Source organism: Lactococcus cremoris subsp. cremoris NBRC 100676, assembly GCF_001591705.1.
In the GTDB taxonomy this organism is placed as follows: Bacteria; Bacillota; Bacilli; order Lactobacillales; family Streptococcaceae; genus Lactococcus; species Lactococcus cremoris.
This window is the reverse complement of record NZ_BCVK01000009.1, coordinates 24555-39487: the sequence shown is the minus strand read 5'-3', so window position 1 is coordinate 39487 and position 14933 is coordinate 24555. Positions and strand designations below refer to the sequence as shown.

Here is a 14933-nt window from a genome sequence, read left to right as displayed (position 1 = left end):
ATTAAAATTCCTTATAAATTTCAATTGCATCAAGCAAACGTTTCGTTTCTTTCACATCATGAACTCTAAGGATACGTCCACCGTCAGCAACCATTTGTCCCTCTAAGATCAAACTTGAAAAAAGTCGCTCTTCTCCTTGAGCATTGAAGAGTCTTCCCATAAATGACTTGCGAGAAATCGCAATCATGACCGGCAGACCAAGTCTGCTCAAAAGTTCCGTTGTTTTAACACGTTGAAGACTATCAGAGCCTGAATCTCCATTGAAAAAACCAACTCCGGGGTCAATAGAAATTTTTTCAGGATTCAGTCCAAGCTGAGTCAGTTCGATTTTTTTATCTTTAAAAAATAAAGGAAGTTCTTCATAGACATTGTCAGCATACTTAAAACCTGCCCGACCATTATTCATGGCAACCACTGCTGGCTGGTACTTTTCAATCACTTTTAGCTTATCCGCTGTGTCAAAACCATCAATATCATTAATAATATCGACACCAGCCTCTAACACCCTTTCCATAACATAAGCTTCATCCGTATCCACGGCTAAGACAGCTTTTGGAAAATACTTTCTAATTTGAGAAATGGGTTCTTTTAATCTGCTCCATTCTTCCTCTGGACTAATGTCCGCATAACCAGGACGAGATGATTTTCCACCTAACTCAAGTACAGATGCTCCATTTTCTAAATCGGACTCTACTCTTTTAAGAATATGGGAAATGTTTAAATTATCTGGATTACCATCATAAAAAGAATCGGGAGTAACATTAACAATTGAGTAAACGATTGATTTTCTAGTCAAATCAAAATTGAAATTTTTTCCTGACCAAATAATTTGATGCCGTTTATAAATCAATTCAAGCTCATTTTTTACTTCAATATTTTCCAAATGATTAAGTAGTTTTGCCAACTCATCAATAGTTAAAACAGCTAGAAAACTATTTTCGCTCAGTTTTGCAAGACTTCCAATCCTATAAAGCTTTTTTTGTAAGCCTGTCAATTCATCATTACTTAATTCTTCAAATTTTATCACAATATTTTTTAAAGAAAAAGATCCTTGATTAAGTTCTAAGATTTTCATAAAAGACTTTCTAAAAATTCCATTCTTTTTTCGCTGTTTTCTTTAAATTCACCTAAGAAATAAGAAGTTTTGGTCAACGAATTTACTTTTTTCACTCCGCGCATTTCCACGCACATGTGACGTCCCTCAACAAGAACAGCCACTCCTTTGGGTTTTAAAATATTCGTCAAAATATCGGCAATATCATGAGTAATATTTTCTTGCACCGAAAGTTTACGAGAAACATAATTAACTAAACGAGGAATTTTCGATAATCCAATGATGCGTCCACCATCAGGAATATAAGCAACATGAGCCTTTCCAAAGAATGGTAGCATGTGATGCTCACACATTGAATAAAATGGAATATCTTTAATCAGCACAATTGAATCATTCTTAGAAGAATCAATTTCAAAAAGTTTGTATTCATTAAAGTTTGTCAAACGTTGTGATGAAAGAATTTGTTCATACATTTTAGCTACTCTGGCAGGAGTTTCAAGCAATCCCTCTCGATTTGGATCCTCACCCACTGCAAAAAGAATTTCTTTGACCGCCTCTTCAATACGACTTTTTGGAGACTTTTCTTCTTCAATCACATGCAGTTCTTGCTCGCTTTCTGAAAGTTTAGCAATTGCCTCGCGAATTGGCTCATAATACTTAAAATCATTGCTTAAAAGCTCAAATATAGGCTTTAAAACAAATAAACGATTAAAAGCTTCTTTATGTGGAACAATCAAATTTTCTTCTTGAATTTCTGAATCTCCATAGAAAATAATATCAATATCAATTGTTCTTGGTCCCCAGTGAATTTTTCGCTCACGATTTAAAGAAAGTTCAACTTCATGAATAAAATCTAATAATTCTAAGGGTTCAAGTAGTGTGGCCACCTTTAAAGCTAAATTTGTAAAATCATCTTGTTTGACGCCACCAACTGGAGAACTTTCATAAAAATTTGATACTTTTTCAATCATAATTTTCGGGTGTTTTCCCAATAAACGAATGGCTTCATGTAAATAATACTGACGGTCCCCAATATTACTTCCCATGCTTAAATAAGTTGTTTGCATAAGTCCTCCATTTAGACACAATCTTTTATGATTATGTTCTCCTACTTTGTCTGTAAAATGTTTATCTTAGCAGATAAATCTACCCTCTCATCTCGATTTCAGCAGAATCAAAGATACCTTCGATCGGAACAGCTAATTTTCTAAGATGGACCTCAACTGCTGAAATCCCTTCTGAACTTGCTTTTACAGCCTGAATAATTTCAAAGGCAACATGTTCAATCAAATCGGCTTTCGAAGCCTCTACAACTGCTTTGGTTGCTTCGTAAAAATCTACATAAGACAAAGTTTCATCTAATTCATCTTTCCCTGAGAAATCAAAATTCGTTTCCACAATTATATCAATTTCAAGATTCTGACCCAAAATTTTTTCTTCAGAAAGCACACCAATATGCGCTCTAAATTTCATATTATTAAGTTTTATTTTGTACATAATTCCTCTTTTTAAGTGTAGAAAAGGCTATGAATCTCTTCATAGCACTATTTTCAGAGATATTTCAAAATTGCTGTCCAAGCTTCTTCAATTCCTGTCTTATCGGTTGAAGAAAAGATAATAAAATCATCTGTACTATCAAATTTCATTGCTTTTTTGATAATTGATTCATGTTTATTCCACTTACCACGTGGAACTTTATCCGCTTTGGTTGCAACTAAAATCACTGGAATATGATAGTATTTTAAAAACTCATACATCATCAAATCATCTTCTGAAGGTTCATGACGAATATCAACTAGACTGACAACCGCTTTTAAATTTTCACGTGTTGTCAAATACTCTTCAATCATCTTGCCCCATTTTTCACGTTCTTTTTTTGACACACGGGCATAACCATATCCAGGTACGTCAACGAAATGAAGTTGATCATCAATATTATAAAAATTGAGCAACTGCGTCTTCCCTGGCTGACCAGAAGTTCTAGCAAAGTTCTTGCGATTCAATAAAGTATTAATAAAACTTGATTTACCAACATTTGAACGACCTGCTAAGGCAATTTCTGGCCAATCGTTTTCAGGATATTGTTTTTTTGATGCTGCTGAAATTGTTATTGTCAGATTATTTGTATTAATGGTCATTTTTTATCGGCCTCTCGAATCATTTCTGGCTCAGCTTTTCCGTCAATAACTGCTTCAGTAATGATAACTTTTGTAATTTCTTCATGACTTGGAACTTCAAACATAATATCCATCATCACTTCTTCAATAATTGAACGAAGCCCACGCGCACCTGTTTTACGCTCAATTGCTTTTTTCGCAATAGCCATAAGAGCTCCATCTTTAAATTCAAGTTCAACATTATCAAATAACAAAAGTTGTTTATATTGTTTAATCAAAGCATTTTTAGGCTCTGTCAAAATTTGAATTAAGTCTTCTTCAGTTAAGCGTTCTAAGGCAGCTACAATCGGAAGACGTCCAATAAATTCAGGAATCAACCCAAACTTTTGAATATCCTCAGCGATAATTTCTTGCATATAAGAATCTTCATCGCTCAATTTTTTATTATTGGCACCAAAACCAATGATTTTTTCACCCAAACGTTGTTTGACAATTTCTTCAATTCCATCAAAAGCCCCACCAACAATAAACAAAATATTTTTGGTGTCTATTTGAATCATTTCTTGATTAGGGTGTTTACGTCCACCTTGTGGTGGAACACTGGCAACTGTTCCTTCAATAATTTTTAGAAGGGCTTGTTGAACTCCTTCACCCGAAACATCACGAGTGATTGAAACATTTTCAGATTTTTTAGCAATCTTATCGATTTCATCAATGTAAATAATTCCATGTTCGGCACGTTCGATATTAAAGTCACTGGCTTGCAAAAGTTTTAAGAGAATATTTTCAACATCTTCTCCCACATAACCTGCTTCAGTCAAACTTGTCGCATCAGCAATGGCAAAAGGAACATTGAGTGATTTTGCTAAAGTCTGTGCAAGGAAAGTCTTTCCTGAACCTGTTGGACCAATGAGTAAGATATTTGATTTTTGAAGCTCAATATCTTCAGCAATTTTACTTGCTGTAAAATTAATTCTTTTATAATGATTATAAACCGCAACTGCAAGCGCACGTTTGGCCTTTTCTTGACCAATAACGTATTCATTCAAATGGTCAAACATTTCTTTTGGCGTCTTAACTTCAAGCATCTCTGAATCTTGTTCTTCTTTTAATTCTTCTTCCAAGATACGAGTTGAAAGTTCGATACATTCGTTACAGATATAAACATCTGAACCGGCAATCATCTTTTTTACATCATCTTGACTCTTTCCGCAGAAAGAGCAATGAATATTTAGATTTTGTGTATTTGACATAGTTATTTTTTCCTGATTGTGCTAACCTATAAAACTGATAGTCGTTAGCTTACTTATATAACATACTTTTTCTAAATACTTTTAAAACAAAGTTCCAGAAAAAGCATGAATAGTATTTACGAGATTAGTAAAAGCATTAAGTAAAAATAATACTCCTAAGCCCCAACGTTTTTTTCTAAAGCATTGAATCGCAATGACAATGCTAATCCAACAAAGGAGAGCTGTGAAAAGCCCAAAAATTGATTTTGTCATGGTTGTTTCACTTTTTCATATTTTTTAATCGTAAAAGTATAAGCATTTCGCTCATCTTTATCGTGAAAAATTTCCGAAACCACTTTGAATTTCCCAAAGTCAAAATGAGTTGGGAAATAAGTATCTCCTTGAAATTTTTCATGAACAACTGTTCGATAAAGCAATTCAAGTTCTGATTCAAAAAGGGCTAATATTTCAGCGCCTCCCGTGATAAACAAGTCTTTATCCTGCTTATAATACCAATCCAGAACTTCTTTAGGGCTGTGCATGATGAGAACTTTTTCATTTTCAGATTGATAAGTTTCGTCACGAGTTAAAATAATACTTATTCTCCCCGGCAAAACACGTTTGTTCATTCCTTCAAAGGTTTTTCGTCCCATCAAAATCACTTGATTCATGGTTGTTTCTTTAAAATGTTTTTGTTCAGCAGGTAAAGACCAAGGCATTTTGTCAGCTTCTCCGATAAGTCCTTGCTCATCTTCTGCCCATATTCCAATTATCATAGCAACCCCTCTCATTGATTTTTACTTTTTCTATTATAGCAAAATTTTGCTATTTTCGCTTTGACAAGTTCAGTTCTCCGTACACCTTTTAATCAATTATTTTGTTTTTTATAAAAAAATTTAAGTTTTTCCTTTACAAATGCAAAAAGAAGTGGTATGATATCAATTATATTAATTTGTTTCAATCTTTCCTGTTATGATTAAAGCAAATTAGTCCCCCAACTAGACTTCTTGCTGAGATTGACTCCGAGGGGTCTAGTTTTTTTGTTTTTTACTTTAATTAATTTACTGACGGTTTGATATCTGCAAGTAAAATGTCTCTCGTAATTCTGTTTTATTGACTGACATTCTCGCATACCCAATTGACGAAAGTACAAATGGGTTCTGACATAACCGTCAGTAAAATTTTTGTTATTAAGAAAGTGTATCACATGAATCATATTGCTCTTTTTGAACCTCGTATCCATTTCAATACAGGAAATATTGCTCGTACCTGTGCAGCTACAAATACTGTTTTACATTTGATTGAACCTTTTGGTTTTGAAATTTCAGATAAACACCTCAAACGTGCTGGTCTGGACTATTGGGATAAAGTAAATATTGTCTATCATAAAAATTTACAAGACTTTATGGACTCAATTGCTGACGGAGGCCAACTTTATTTGGTCAGTAAATTTGCAGAACACGTCTATTCTGATGTTGACTATTCTGATGATGAAAAAGACCACTACTTCTTGTTTGGCCGTGAAGATACTGGACTACCTGAAGAATTTATGCACGAACACCGTGACGAATGTATCCGTATCCCAATGAATGACGAACACGTCCGCTCATTAAACCTTTCTAACTGCGCATGCATGATCGTCTACGAAGCACTCAAACAACAAGAATTCCGTGGATTAGAACTTGTCCATACTTATGAAAAAGACAAGTTAAAATAATTTTAACTATATATTTATTAACAAAAAGTTTTGCAAATTTGCAGAGCTTTTTTCTATTGTATGTTAAAAGCCGAAGTGCTATAATGGTGCCAAACGAAGACCCTTAATTTTGAGCTTTATTTTTTATGAACAGAGATAGATGAGGAGTAGGATATGAAAGCAAAATTAGGAAATACAATTATAGATTTTTGGAAAATCAGCACCAGTAAACCCGAAAATGAACCTTGGGTTCTTGAATCCTTTGAAAAAGGGCAGATTTCCTGGTCTGGCCAATTTGCTATGAAGACTGCAAGCAAGCAGCAACTAATAGCTAGTGGAATGACCCAAAAATATTCAGCTGACCAACATAATATAGGCAATGAGATAAAGCACTTGGACTGGTTAGGCCTTTATATCTCGCCAAATAAGATGAGTAATGCCTATCCGGATACAATTTATCTCGTAGTCAATCAAGTGCGCATTCCAGCCTTTGGACGACTTGGAGAGTACCTTGTCCTTGCGCCTGACGATTCGCTCGAGGTCTACTCAGAAAAGAAATTTGAACGCGATTTAAAAGAAATTTGAAATAACATAAAAAAACCACCATTTGGTGGTTTTTTTATTTTGCTTCATCAGCAGCTAATTCATCTTTTTTTCCATGGTTAAATACCAAATTCAAGATAATCGCTGAAACAGTACTCATCACAATCCCATTAGAAACAAAAGGTTGAATGAAACTTGGAAGAGCCGTGAACAAGTTAGTAGAGTTAAATCCGACACCCATCGCAATCGCAACAGCGGCAATCAAAAGATTTTGATTACCCTCAAATTCAACTTTTGCTAACATTCTAATCCCTTGTGTCGCGACCATCCCAAACATAATCAACATTGCTCCACCAAGAACGGGAGTAGGAATAAGTTGTGCAACAGCAGCAAATTTAGGGATAAGTCCTAAAATAATTAAAAATCCTGCAGTAAAATAAATTGGTTTACGAGTTTTAATTCCTGATAATTGCACTAAACCAACGTTTTGTGAAAATCCTGTGTAAGGGAAGGTATTGAAAATCCCTCCAAGAAAGACAGCAAATCCTTCTGCACGATAACCATTACGTAAACGTTTTTCATCAAGATTTTCACCAGTGATGTCGGCAAGAGCCAAATAAACACCAGTTGATTCAACCAATGAAACGATAGCAATAATTATCATCATTAAGGAATCCGCTAGATAGAATTTCGGTGCTGAGAAATAGAAAGGTTGAGGAAGGTGTGCCCATGGTGCTTGAGAAACAACAGAAAAGTCAACCAAGCCCATACTTGCTGCTATGATTGTCCCAACAATGAGTCCAATCAATATCGCAATAGAACGAATAAATCCAGTAGTAAAAATATTAATGAGTAAAATTATTAAAATAGTAGAAACAGCTAAAATTAAACTTTGAATAGTTGGCTTCTCAACGTTATTTCCCATATTTCCGATTGCCACAGGAATAAGACTTAAACCGATTGTTGTAATTACTGAACCAGTGACAATTGGTGGAAAGAGTTTACGAATTTTAGAGAAAATTCCTGAAATCAAAATAACGAAAACTCCGGCAACCATCAATGAACCAAACATAGCTCCTGAACCATGTCTTTGTCCAATAATAATCAAAGGAGCAACAGATTGAAAGGCTACCCCTAGGACTACTGGTAAACCAATCCCAAAATGCTTACGCATTTGTAGTTGCAAGAAAGTGGCCAAACCACACATGAAAATATCTGCTGAAATTAAATAAGTTAATTGCGTAGCCGAGTAATTTAAAGCTCCAGCAATCATAATTGGGACAAGAATTGACCCTGAATACATGGCCAACAGATGTTGGAGTCCCAAGACAGCAGATTTAGAGTTACTTTGCTCCTGGCTTTGTTCATTTTTATGAGGCATTTTGATTTTCCTTAAATTTTTCTTTTTTTATTCTTTTTAATTGCTTATTGCTTAGTTTTAATCGAAAGCGATATCGTCCGCTGGGGCGAAGATTACTTTACCATCTTCAAACTTCTCAATCCGGGCAATACTGGTAAGTTTCATTCCTTGATCAAGAAGTTTTTGGCGTCCATCTTGGAAAGATTTTTCAATCACCATTCCTAGACCAACAACTTCTGCTTTGGCTTGTTCCATCAAATGAACCAAACCAAGTGCTGCTTGTCCATTGGCCAAAAAGTCATCAATAATCAAGACTTTATCGCCTTCTTCAATCAATTTACTTGAAATTTGAACGGTAGAAGTTAATTTTTTAGTGAAGGAATAAACTTCTGTAATCAATAAATCATCATTCATAGTCACATTTTTAGCTTTTTTAGCAAAAATCATTGGAACATTGAGTGATTCAGCAGCATATAGAGCAGGTGCAATTCCACTTGCTTCAATCGTTACAACCTTTGTAACTCCGGCATCTGCATAAACTTGTGCAAAACGCTTCCCGATTTCTTTCATCAGTTGATAATCAACTTGGTGTGTCAAAAAGCGGTCAACTTTAAGTATGTCTTGACCTAATACTTGACCGTCTGAATGAATGCGGTCTTCTAATAACTTCATTATTCTCTCCTTAAAAAAATTTTTTCTCATCTGTGCCCACAGGTGAGAAAAACGTCTCGTTATAAAAATAACAAGACGTTTCAAATACGCAAAAAAGAAATTAAATTTTTGAAAAATCGAATTTCCTTATTGTCTCGCATTTACGGTACGAGGTAGAAACGCCCAGCCATATTCTAGGTATAAATAAGATTGTTTATAGCAGCTCAACGATTCTTATTGAAAATACTATTTATACATTTTAACACTATTCTTTTAAAATTCCTACTATAAAATTTATACTAAAAATTACATTTTTATTATAAATTCATCTATATAACATATATCAAAAAATTCTATATATTTATCAACAATAATTCATTTTTCAAAGAGAATCATCTAAATAAGACCGGTCAAAGTAATCCGAAAGATGTAACATCTCACATAATTCTAAGAATTCATCACAATAAATAGACGGAGGTGCGGGTGAATCTTCTGCGACCCACTGTAATAAAATTTGTATAATAATGCGTACATATAGACGCAGCAGACTCTCTCTTGCAATCGACACATCAGAAAGGTCTCTCTTTAGAAAAGGACTTGCACATTCGACGAACCCATCTCCAATATAACTAAACCAATCACCATATTCCGTATAATGATAAAAAATCCGAATAGCAAAGCGATACTTATACATCACTGGAATCACCTCTCTTGCAATTGCCTCCAAAATCGGAAGATTTTTATCTTTTACAAAAGCTTCATCCATAGCTTTGATAATATCATCTGTTGTCTCATCCCGAATCGTATCACTAATTTCTATGACACTTTTAAAGTGTTTTCGATAAATGGCCTGTGGTGTCATCCTCACCTTATTTGCAATTTCATTCATCGTAATTCGTGTTCCAGAATTACTTTCATTTGCTACAACCAAAAAAGCATCCATAATTTTTTTCTGAATTTCTGTAATATACAATTTTTGCTCCTTATTTGCGGAAATCATCTAAAATCATTATAAGCGCACCTCTACTTAAATGTCAAAAAGTTTACATTATATAAATAATGAAAGTTTTGTTTAAGAATCTTTACATTGCTTTTAAATAAATTAGTTCGTACAAAACCTAATATAGCACTAACAAAACCAAAAATAACTAGGAATTTAAATATTACTAATATTAAATTGTCAGTTTATTCAATATAAATTAATTCATCTTTGAAACATATTGTTATTTTATTGTATTTTTAGTAAAATAATCACAACTACAAAATTTATGTAGCTAGAAAAAGGAAGGTGTTTTAAATATGGAAGATAATTTCTCCAAAGGGAAAAAGATTATTGATTCTAGAAAGAATCATACCCAAAACAAGAATTTCCGAACCTGGAAATCCAAAAAAGCTTGGCTCTATTCATCAAGTGCATTAGCTTTACTCCTTGCCGGTGGAGGAGGACTTGCAACCTCTGTTACAGTAAAAGCTGATGAGGTGGCACAAGTCTCAACGAAATCAACTACATCAGCAACGCCTCCTGCAACAACTGGTGATACCTCTGCTACTGCTGCGGCAACACCCGCGGTAACGACTCCAACTGATGATTCTGCTACAACACAAACCGCAGCGCCTCAAACAGCCGCTACCACAAGCGACGTATCTACCACAGCAGCGACAACTACATCTGATAGTTCAACTACTACGCCGGCAGCAACTTCGGCTACGGATGCTTCAACAGCCACGCCAGCAGCAACTACTTCTGATAGTTCAACTACTACGCCGGCGGCTACTTCAGCTACTGACGCGTCAACAGCTACGACAGCAGCTGCAGCTACATCTGATAGTTCAACCACTTCTCCAGCGGAAACATCAGCTACTGGTGCGTCAACAGCTACCCAAGCGGCTACTTCGGCTACTGGTGCGACGGGCGCCGCTGGTAAAGATGGCGATACTCCGTATATTGGAGCCAACGGTGACTGGTATATTAACAATAAAGATACTGAAATCCATGCTCAAGGAGCAACTGGAGCAACTGGTAAAAATGGTATTACTCCAGAAATTGGTGATAATGGCAACTGGTGGATTGGTTCTTATGATACTGGCGAATCAGCATTAGGCGCAACTGGGGCTACAGGAGCAACTGGACCTACAGGTGCAGCTGGTAAAGATGGTGATACTCCTTATGTTGGACCTGATGGTAACTGGTGGATTGGTGATACTGATACCGGACACAGCGCTAAAGGAGCAACCGGAGCAACTGGTCCTAAAGGTGATACAGGTGCAACAGGAACGACTGGGGTTCAAGGTCGTCCAGGAAATGATGGTGCGACCGGAGCTACAGGAAATACTGGTGCTACGGGTGCGACCGGACCTCAAGGACCTCAAGGTATCCAAGGACCTACTGGACCTACCGGTCGTCCTAAAGGTGATACGGGTGCGACTGGTCCTACGGGAGACACTGGCACAACCAATACACCTGGTGATGGACAATGGACAGGAAATGCTTCAGGAATCTTAACTCTCGATGCAACTCATCCTTTGGCAGATAAACCAAATCAACAAGTCAATGAAGTTGTTGCTGTTGCTGATTTACGAGACGGCGATGGCAAAATTGTTACAGGAAACCAAGTAGTAAAAGTTTACCTCTATGCAAACAACAAATTGATTACTCAAACTTCTGGTGTCATTAGCTTGAACAATACTGGTTTTGGTCAAATTGCAATTCCGACTACATTTGATGCGACTGGACTTTCTAATACTACATTGACCGCTGGTTTCTGTATCGGTGACCCAATCGGAACGAATACGCCTGATGGTGATGTAACTGGTGGAACTCAAACGGGTAGTTTGATAATCCCTGGTGATGATACCGTTGCTGCTACAACTGTAGCAAGTCCTACAACAATCGGCACAAACACGCCTGATGGTAGTGTAACCGGTGGAACGCAAACAGGTAGTTTGGTAATTCCGGGGAATAGCAATTCTAGTCAAACAACTACAACAGATAATACCGACTCTGCTAAGTCAACTGACTTTGTAATGCCAACAATTACTGCTCCTGCAAACGTGACAGTAACCGTTGGAGATAACTTTATTCCATCTGCCGGTGATGCAATTGTAACTGATACAGACTATACAGCGGACAGTGGTTATCGCATGATTCTTTCAAATAATGTGAACACTGCAGTTGCTGGTACATATCAAGTTGTCTATACTTACAATTACATCGACCCAACGACACAAGGAGCTGCTAGTACTACTGCCACTCAAGAAGTGACTGTAGTCGCAGCTGCTGCTGGAACAAGTTCTTCTGATACTAGCGTTGGTTCAACAAGTGCAACAGGTGCAACTTCTGGAATTGGTGCAAATACTCCTAACGGAGATTTGAACAATGGCTCACAAACTGGTGATTTAACTGTACCTGGTACTGGTGATACAGGTTCAACGGGAGATACTGGATCTACTGGAGATACAGGTTCAACTGGTTCTACAGGAGACACTGGCTCAACTTCTAACCCTTCTGGTTCTGGAATTGGGGCAAATACTCCTGATGGCAACTATAACAATGGTTCACAAACTGGTGAATTAGAAGTTCCCGGAGAACCTACTGGTCCAACTAATCCTACTAGCCCTACTGGGCCTACTGGTTCTACAGGAAATACTGGTGCGACTGGCTCAACTGGGGCAACTGGTTCTACAGGAGCGACTGGCTCAACTGGCCCTAGCGGTTCTACAGGTACAAGTGGTCAAAATGGAACAAACGGCACTAATGGGACTAACGGTCAAAGCGTATTAAATGGTACGCCACAAGCACTTAATTACCAAACAGTACCTATGGCTCCACAATCAACATCATTGCCTGTAACTGGTGGATCATCACTTGATGAAACATTTGTCGAAATTGGCGCAACTATGTTAGCTTTAGGCGCTTCTATTGAAGTTTTACGTCGTAAAATGAAAAAATCATAATTTATTTGACGAATTGAGTAAAACAATTTAAAGAAGTCACTCATTTCATTGAGTGACTTCTTGTTTTGGAGGAAAAGTGAAAACTTTGAGTATTATCATCCCTTTTATGGGAAAAACGGAACAGAATTTAGCTGTCGCTCTAGGGTCAATCAATGGTCAAATCGGTATTTATTTTTCGGAAATTACAGTACATTTAGTAAACGATGCTGGTCCTGAAATTGATTGGGATAAATTTTCCATCTTTGGAAATTTGGACTTACAGTATCATCAATTGCCAAACAATGTTGGACCTGGTATGGCAAGACAATTCGGAATTGACCATAGTGAAAGCCGCTATATTATGTTTATGGATTCAGATGATGAGTTGCATTTTGCAGGAGCTCTATTAGAATTTTTCAATGCAATCAAGGATTCTGGGGACCATCAAATCTTAATTGCACGCTACATCGAGCAATTTTTAGATGAAAAAGGTGGTTTTCGCTATTTGGTTCATCCTATTTATGACTGGAAGGCTGCTTATGCCAAGTGGTTTTCACGTGAGTACCTCCAACAAGAAAATTTGAGTTTTCATCCAGAATTAAAACTTTTCGAGGATACTTATTTTGTTGGCTTATCTTGTCAGCTCGCAAAAGATATTCATTATATTGATAGTGTTGTCTATAGCTGGCTTTATAACGAAAACTCACTTGTCCGTCAAAATGGCAAATCATTTGAACATCAAACGGCCCTTTGGGCAAAAGAAAATCGTTTGTTTTTACGAGTGATTCGGGAAAAACAACCAGAAAATCTTAAAAGAGATTTAGAAAATTACGTAATTGATGTTTATATGAGACAACGAAAATTCCCACCTGAAAATTTACCGGATTTCTATGTGGCTCATCTGGCGCTACTTATTGAATTTTCTGATGTCTGGTCAGGATATTCGGAAGATTTACAAGCGAAAGTCGATAGTCTTCGTGATGTAGCTGGTGGTCAGTGGCAAGGCGTTGATACATCTGGCTTTCAAGACTTTATTAATAATCCTTAAAAATATTAAATTAGGGTAAATTATTATAATTAATGTCTTCATCTCTCGGAAAACAAAAACACTCCATTAACTTTTTAATGGGGTGTTTTTTTGATAGATTCAACCTTTAAAATAAAGGATTATTTGCAAATTTTATTTCCTATATTTTCAGAAACTGGCATCCATATATTTATTAGATAGCATCACCATTCCAAATTGAGTTTTTAACAACAACATAGTCAACTTTAGTAAGTGCAGACAAATCACGGCCACCAGCATAAGAAATTGAGCTTTGGAGGTCTTCTTCCATTTCTTTTAAAGTATCTTTTAGTGAGCCTTTGTGCGGAAGAAGAATTTTCTTGCCTTCCACATTTTTATGTTCACCTTTTTGATATTCGGAAGCTGAACCAAAGTATTCTTTGAAAAGTTGTCCGTCACGTTCAACTGTTTGCCCTGGAGATTCTTCATGGGCAGCAAAAAGAGAACCAACCATGACCATCGTCGCACCCATGCGGATTGATTTAGCAATGTCACCGTGTGTACGGATTCCACCATCTGCAATAACTGGTTTACTAGCTGCTTTAGCACACCATTTTACCGCAGCAAGCTGCCAACCACCCGTACCAAATCCAGTTTTAACTTTCGTGATACAAACTTTACCAGGGCCAATCCCAACTTTAGTTGCATCTGCTCCGGCATTTTCAAGCTCACGAACAGCTTCTGGTGTTCCAACATTTCCTGCAATGACAAATGTTTGGGGCATGAGACGTTTAATTAATTGAATGGTTTTGATGACAGAGTCTGCGTGACCATGAGCAATATCAATCGTGATAAATTCAGGAATGAGAGCTTCTGCTGAAATTTCACGAATAAAGGCATGTTCGTCTGCTTTAACTCCGACAGAAATTGAGGCAATCAGACCATCTTTGTGCATCTTCTTGATAAAAGCGGCTCTATTTTCTGCTTCAAAACGGTGCATGATGTAGAAATAACCTTCTTTTGCAAGCATTTCAGCAATTTTATCATCAATAATCGTTTGCATATTCGCTGGTACGACTGGCAATTTAAAAGTATAGTTGCCTAGTTTAACGCTTGTGTCTGCTTCTGAGCGACTGTTAATGACACATTTATTTGGGATAAGTTGAATGTCTTCGTAGTCAAATACTGAGTTTAGGTTATTCATTGTAATTTCTCCTTGGAGTGTGAATAGGCTATTTCTAAGTATTTCTTAGCCTATGAACTCATTAATGATTTGATTTACAGAAAAGACCGACCAAACCCTACGGGTTTCACTAGTTGAGCGATTATAAAATCTCTGTT

At 36.6% G+C, this 14933-nt stretch carries 15 protein-coding genes and 1 riboswitch; of the genes, 4 read left to right on the top strand and 11 right to left on the bottom strand.

Annotation, left to right across the window (positions count from 1 at the left end):
- Nucleotide 1 precedes the first annotated feature (1 nt).
- From folP to LLA01S_RS02585, 7 genes are all read right to left on the bottom strand, one after another.
- Nucleotides 2-1075 (bottom strand): dihydropteroate synthase, encoded by a 1074-nt coding sequence (gene folP / locus LLA01S_RS02615; protein ID WP_021165285.1) that lies wholly within the window; start codon nucleotides 1073-1075, stop codon nucleotides 2-4.
- Nucleotides 1072-2121 (bottom strand): GTP cyclohydrolase I FolE, encoded by a 1050-nt coding sequence (folE, locus tag LLA01S_RS02610; protein WP_011676274.1) that lies wholly within the window; start codon nucleotides 2119-2121, stop codon nucleotides 1072-1074. The genes folP and folE overlap by 4 nt, the downstream gene beginning before the upstream one ends.
- A 79-nt stretch (nucleotides 2122-2200) precedes the next feature.
- Nucleotides 2201-2551, bottom strand: coding sequence for a dihydroneopterin aldolase (gene folB / locus LLA01S_RS02605; RefSeq protein WP_011676273.1), 351 nt, complete (start codon nucleotides 2549-2551; stop codon nucleotides 2201-2203).
- 53 nt (nucleotides 2552-2604) lie between these two features.
- Nucleotides 2605-3192 (bottom strand): ribosome biogenesis GTP-binding protein YihA/YsxC, encoded by a 588-nt coding sequence (yihA, locus tag LLA01S_RS02600; protein ID WP_011676272.1) that lies wholly within the window; start codon nucleotides 3190-3192, stop codon nucleotides 2605-2607.
- Nucleotides 3189-4424 (bottom strand): ATP-dependent Clp protease ATP-binding subunit ClpX, encoded by a 1236-nt coding sequence (clpX, locus tag LLA01S_RS02595; RefSeq protein WP_061777796.1) that lies wholly within the window; start codon nucleotides 4422-4424, stop codon nucleotides 3189-3191. Before clpX ends, yihA begins: the two co-directional genes overlap by 4 nt.
- An 81-nt stretch (nucleotides 4425-4505) precedes the next feature.
- A complete protein-coding gene (locus LLA01S_RS12610; protein WP_003132101.1) occupies nucleotides 4506-4676 on the bottom strand; it encodes a hypothetical protein in 171 nt (56 codons plus the stop codon).
- A complete protein-coding gene (locus tag LLA01S_RS02585; RefSeq protein WP_011835213.1) occupies nucleotides 4673-5179 on the bottom strand; it encodes a dihydrofolate reductase in 507 nt (168 codons plus the stop codon). Before LLA01S_RS02585 ends, LLA01S_RS12610 begins: the two co-directional genes overlap by 4 nt.
- A gap of 431 nt (nucleotides 5180-5610) precedes the next feature.
- Here LLA01S_RS02585 and LLA01S_RS02575 point away from each other — a divergent pair, with 431 nt between their 5' ends.
- Together LLA01S_RS02575 and LLA01S_RS02570 are read left to right on the top strand one after the other, a co-directional pair.
- Nucleotides 5611-6120 (top strand): tRNA (cytidine(34)-2'-O)-methyltransferase, encoded by a 510-nt coding sequence (locus LLA01S_RS02575; protein WP_011676268.1) that lies wholly within the window; start codon nucleotides 5611-5613, stop codon nucleotides 6118-6120.
- 153 nt (nucleotides 6121-6273) lie between these two features.
- The gene (locus LLA01S_RS02570) at nucleotides 6274-6684 is read left to right on the top strand and encodes a hypothetical protein (protein WP_014572578.1); all 411 of its coding nucleotides are present in this window, start codon (nucleotides 6274-6276) and stop codon (nucleotides 6682-6684) included.
- Between the two features lie 34 nt (nucleotides 6685-6718).
- Here LLA01S_RS02570 and LLA01S_RS02565 read toward each other — a convergent pair whose 3' ends face one another.
- The 3 genes from LLA01S_RS02565 to LLA01S_RS02555 form a co-directional block, all read right to left on the bottom strand.
- Entirely contained in the window at nucleotides 6719-8023 is a 1305-nt protein-coding gene (locus LLA01S_RS02565; RefSeq protein WP_014572577.1) for a nucleobase:cation symporter-2 family protein, read from the bottom strand.
- A 57-nt stretch (nucleotides 8024-8080) separates the two neighbouring features.
- Entirely contained in the window at nucleotides 8081-8674 is a 594-nt protein-coding gene (locus LLA01S_RS02560) for a xanthine phosphoribosyltransferase (RefSeq protein WP_014572576.1), read from the bottom strand.
- 109 nt (nucleotides 8675-8783) lie between these two features.
- Nucleotides 8784-8881, bottom strand: a riboswitch (purine riboswitch).
- A gap of 154 nt (nucleotides 8882-9035) precedes the next feature.
- Nucleotides 9036-9626 (bottom strand): TetR/AcrR family transcriptional regulator, encoded by a 591-nt coding sequence (locus LLA01S_RS02555; protein WP_254245676.1) that lies wholly within the window; start codon nucleotides 9624-9626, stop codon nucleotides 9036-9038.
- Nucleotides 9627-9952: 326 nt separating this feature from the next.
- Here LLA01S_RS02555 and LLA01S_RS13490 point away from each other — a divergent pair, with 326 nt between their 5' ends.
- Together LLA01S_RS13490 and LLA01S_RS02545 are read left to right on the top strand one after the other, a co-directional pair.
- Nucleotides 9953-12607 (top strand): beta strand repeat-containing protein, encoded by a 2655-nt coding sequence (locus LLA01S_RS13490; RefSeq protein WP_155719838.1) that lies wholly within the window; start codon nucleotides 9953-9955, stop codon nucleotides 12605-12607.
- 76 nt (nucleotides 12608-12683) lie between these two features.
- Nucleotides 12684-13634, top strand: a complete 951-nt coding sequence (locus LLA01S_RS02545) for a glycosyltransferase family 2 protein (RefSeq protein ID WP_061777794.1) — start codon at nucleotides 12684-12686, stop codon at nucleotides 13632-13634.
- A 172-nt stretch (nucleotides 13635-13806) separates the two neighbouring features.
- Here LLA01S_RS02545 and guaC read toward each other — a convergent pair whose 3' ends face one another.
- Complete coding sequence (gene guaC, locus LLA01S_RS02540) at nucleotides 13807-14796, bottom strand: GMP reductase (protein ID WP_011676256.1); 990 nt, start codon at nucleotides 14794-14796, stop codon at nucleotides 13807-13809.
- Nucleotides 14797-14933 lie beyond the last annotated feature (137 nt).

What these genes read in the sequence shown, in the direction of transcription:
- folE (WP_011676274.1), bottom strand. Translation starts at nt 2,121, where the DNA reads ATGCAAACAACTTATTTAAGCATGGGAAGTAATATTGGGGACCGTCAG.
- LLA01S_RS02565 (WP_014572577.1), bottom strand. Translation starts at nt 8,023, where the DNA reads ATGCCTCATAAAAATGAACAAAGCCAGGAGCAAAGTAACTCTAAATCT.
- LLA01S_RS02585 (WP_011835213.1), bottom strand. Translation starts at nt 5,179, where the DNA reads ATGATAATTGGAATATGGGCAGAAGATGAGCAAGGACTTATCGGAGAA.
- LLA01S_RS02575 (WP_011676268.1), top strand. Translation starts at nt 5,611, where the DNA reads ATGAATCATATTGCTCTTTTTGAACCTCGTATCCATTTCAATACAGGA.
- LLA01S_RS02570 (WP_014572578.1), top strand. Translation starts at nt 6,274, where the DNA reads ATGAAAGCAAAATTAGGAAATACAATTATAGATTTTTGGAAAATCAGC.
- LLA01S_RS13490 (WP_155719838.1), top strand. Translation starts at nt 9,953, where the DNA reads ATGGAAGATAATTTCTCCAAAGGGAAAAAGATTATTGATTCTAGAAAG.
- LLA01S_RS12610 (WP_003132101.1), bottom strand. Translation starts at nt 4,676, where the DNA reads ATGACAAAATCAATTTTTGGGCTTTTCACAGCTCTCCTTTGTTGGATT.
- LLA01S_RS02560 (WP_014572576.1), bottom strand. Translation starts at nt 8,674, where the DNA reads ATGAAGTTATTAGAAGACCGCATTCATTCAGACGGTCAAGTATTAGGT.
- clpX (WP_061777796.1), bottom strand. Translation starts at nt 4,424, where the DNA reads ATGTCAAATACACAAAATCTAAATATTCATTGCTCTTTCTGCGGAAAG.
- folP (WP_021165285.1), bottom strand. Translation starts at nt 1,075, where the DNA reads ATGAAAATCTTAGAACTTAATCAAGGATCTTTTTCTTTAAAAAATATT.
- folB (WP_011676273.1), bottom strand. Translation starts at nt 2,551, where the DNA reads ATGTACAAAATAAAACTTAATAATATGAAATTTAGAGCGCATATTGGT.
- yihA (WP_011676272.1), bottom strand. Translation starts at nt 3,192, where the DNA reads ATGACCATTAATACAAATAATCTGACAATAACAATTTCAGCAGCATCA.
- guaC (WP_011676256.1), bottom strand. Translation starts at nt 14,796, where the DNA reads ATGAATAACCTAAACTCAGTATTTGACTACGAAGACATTCAACTTATC.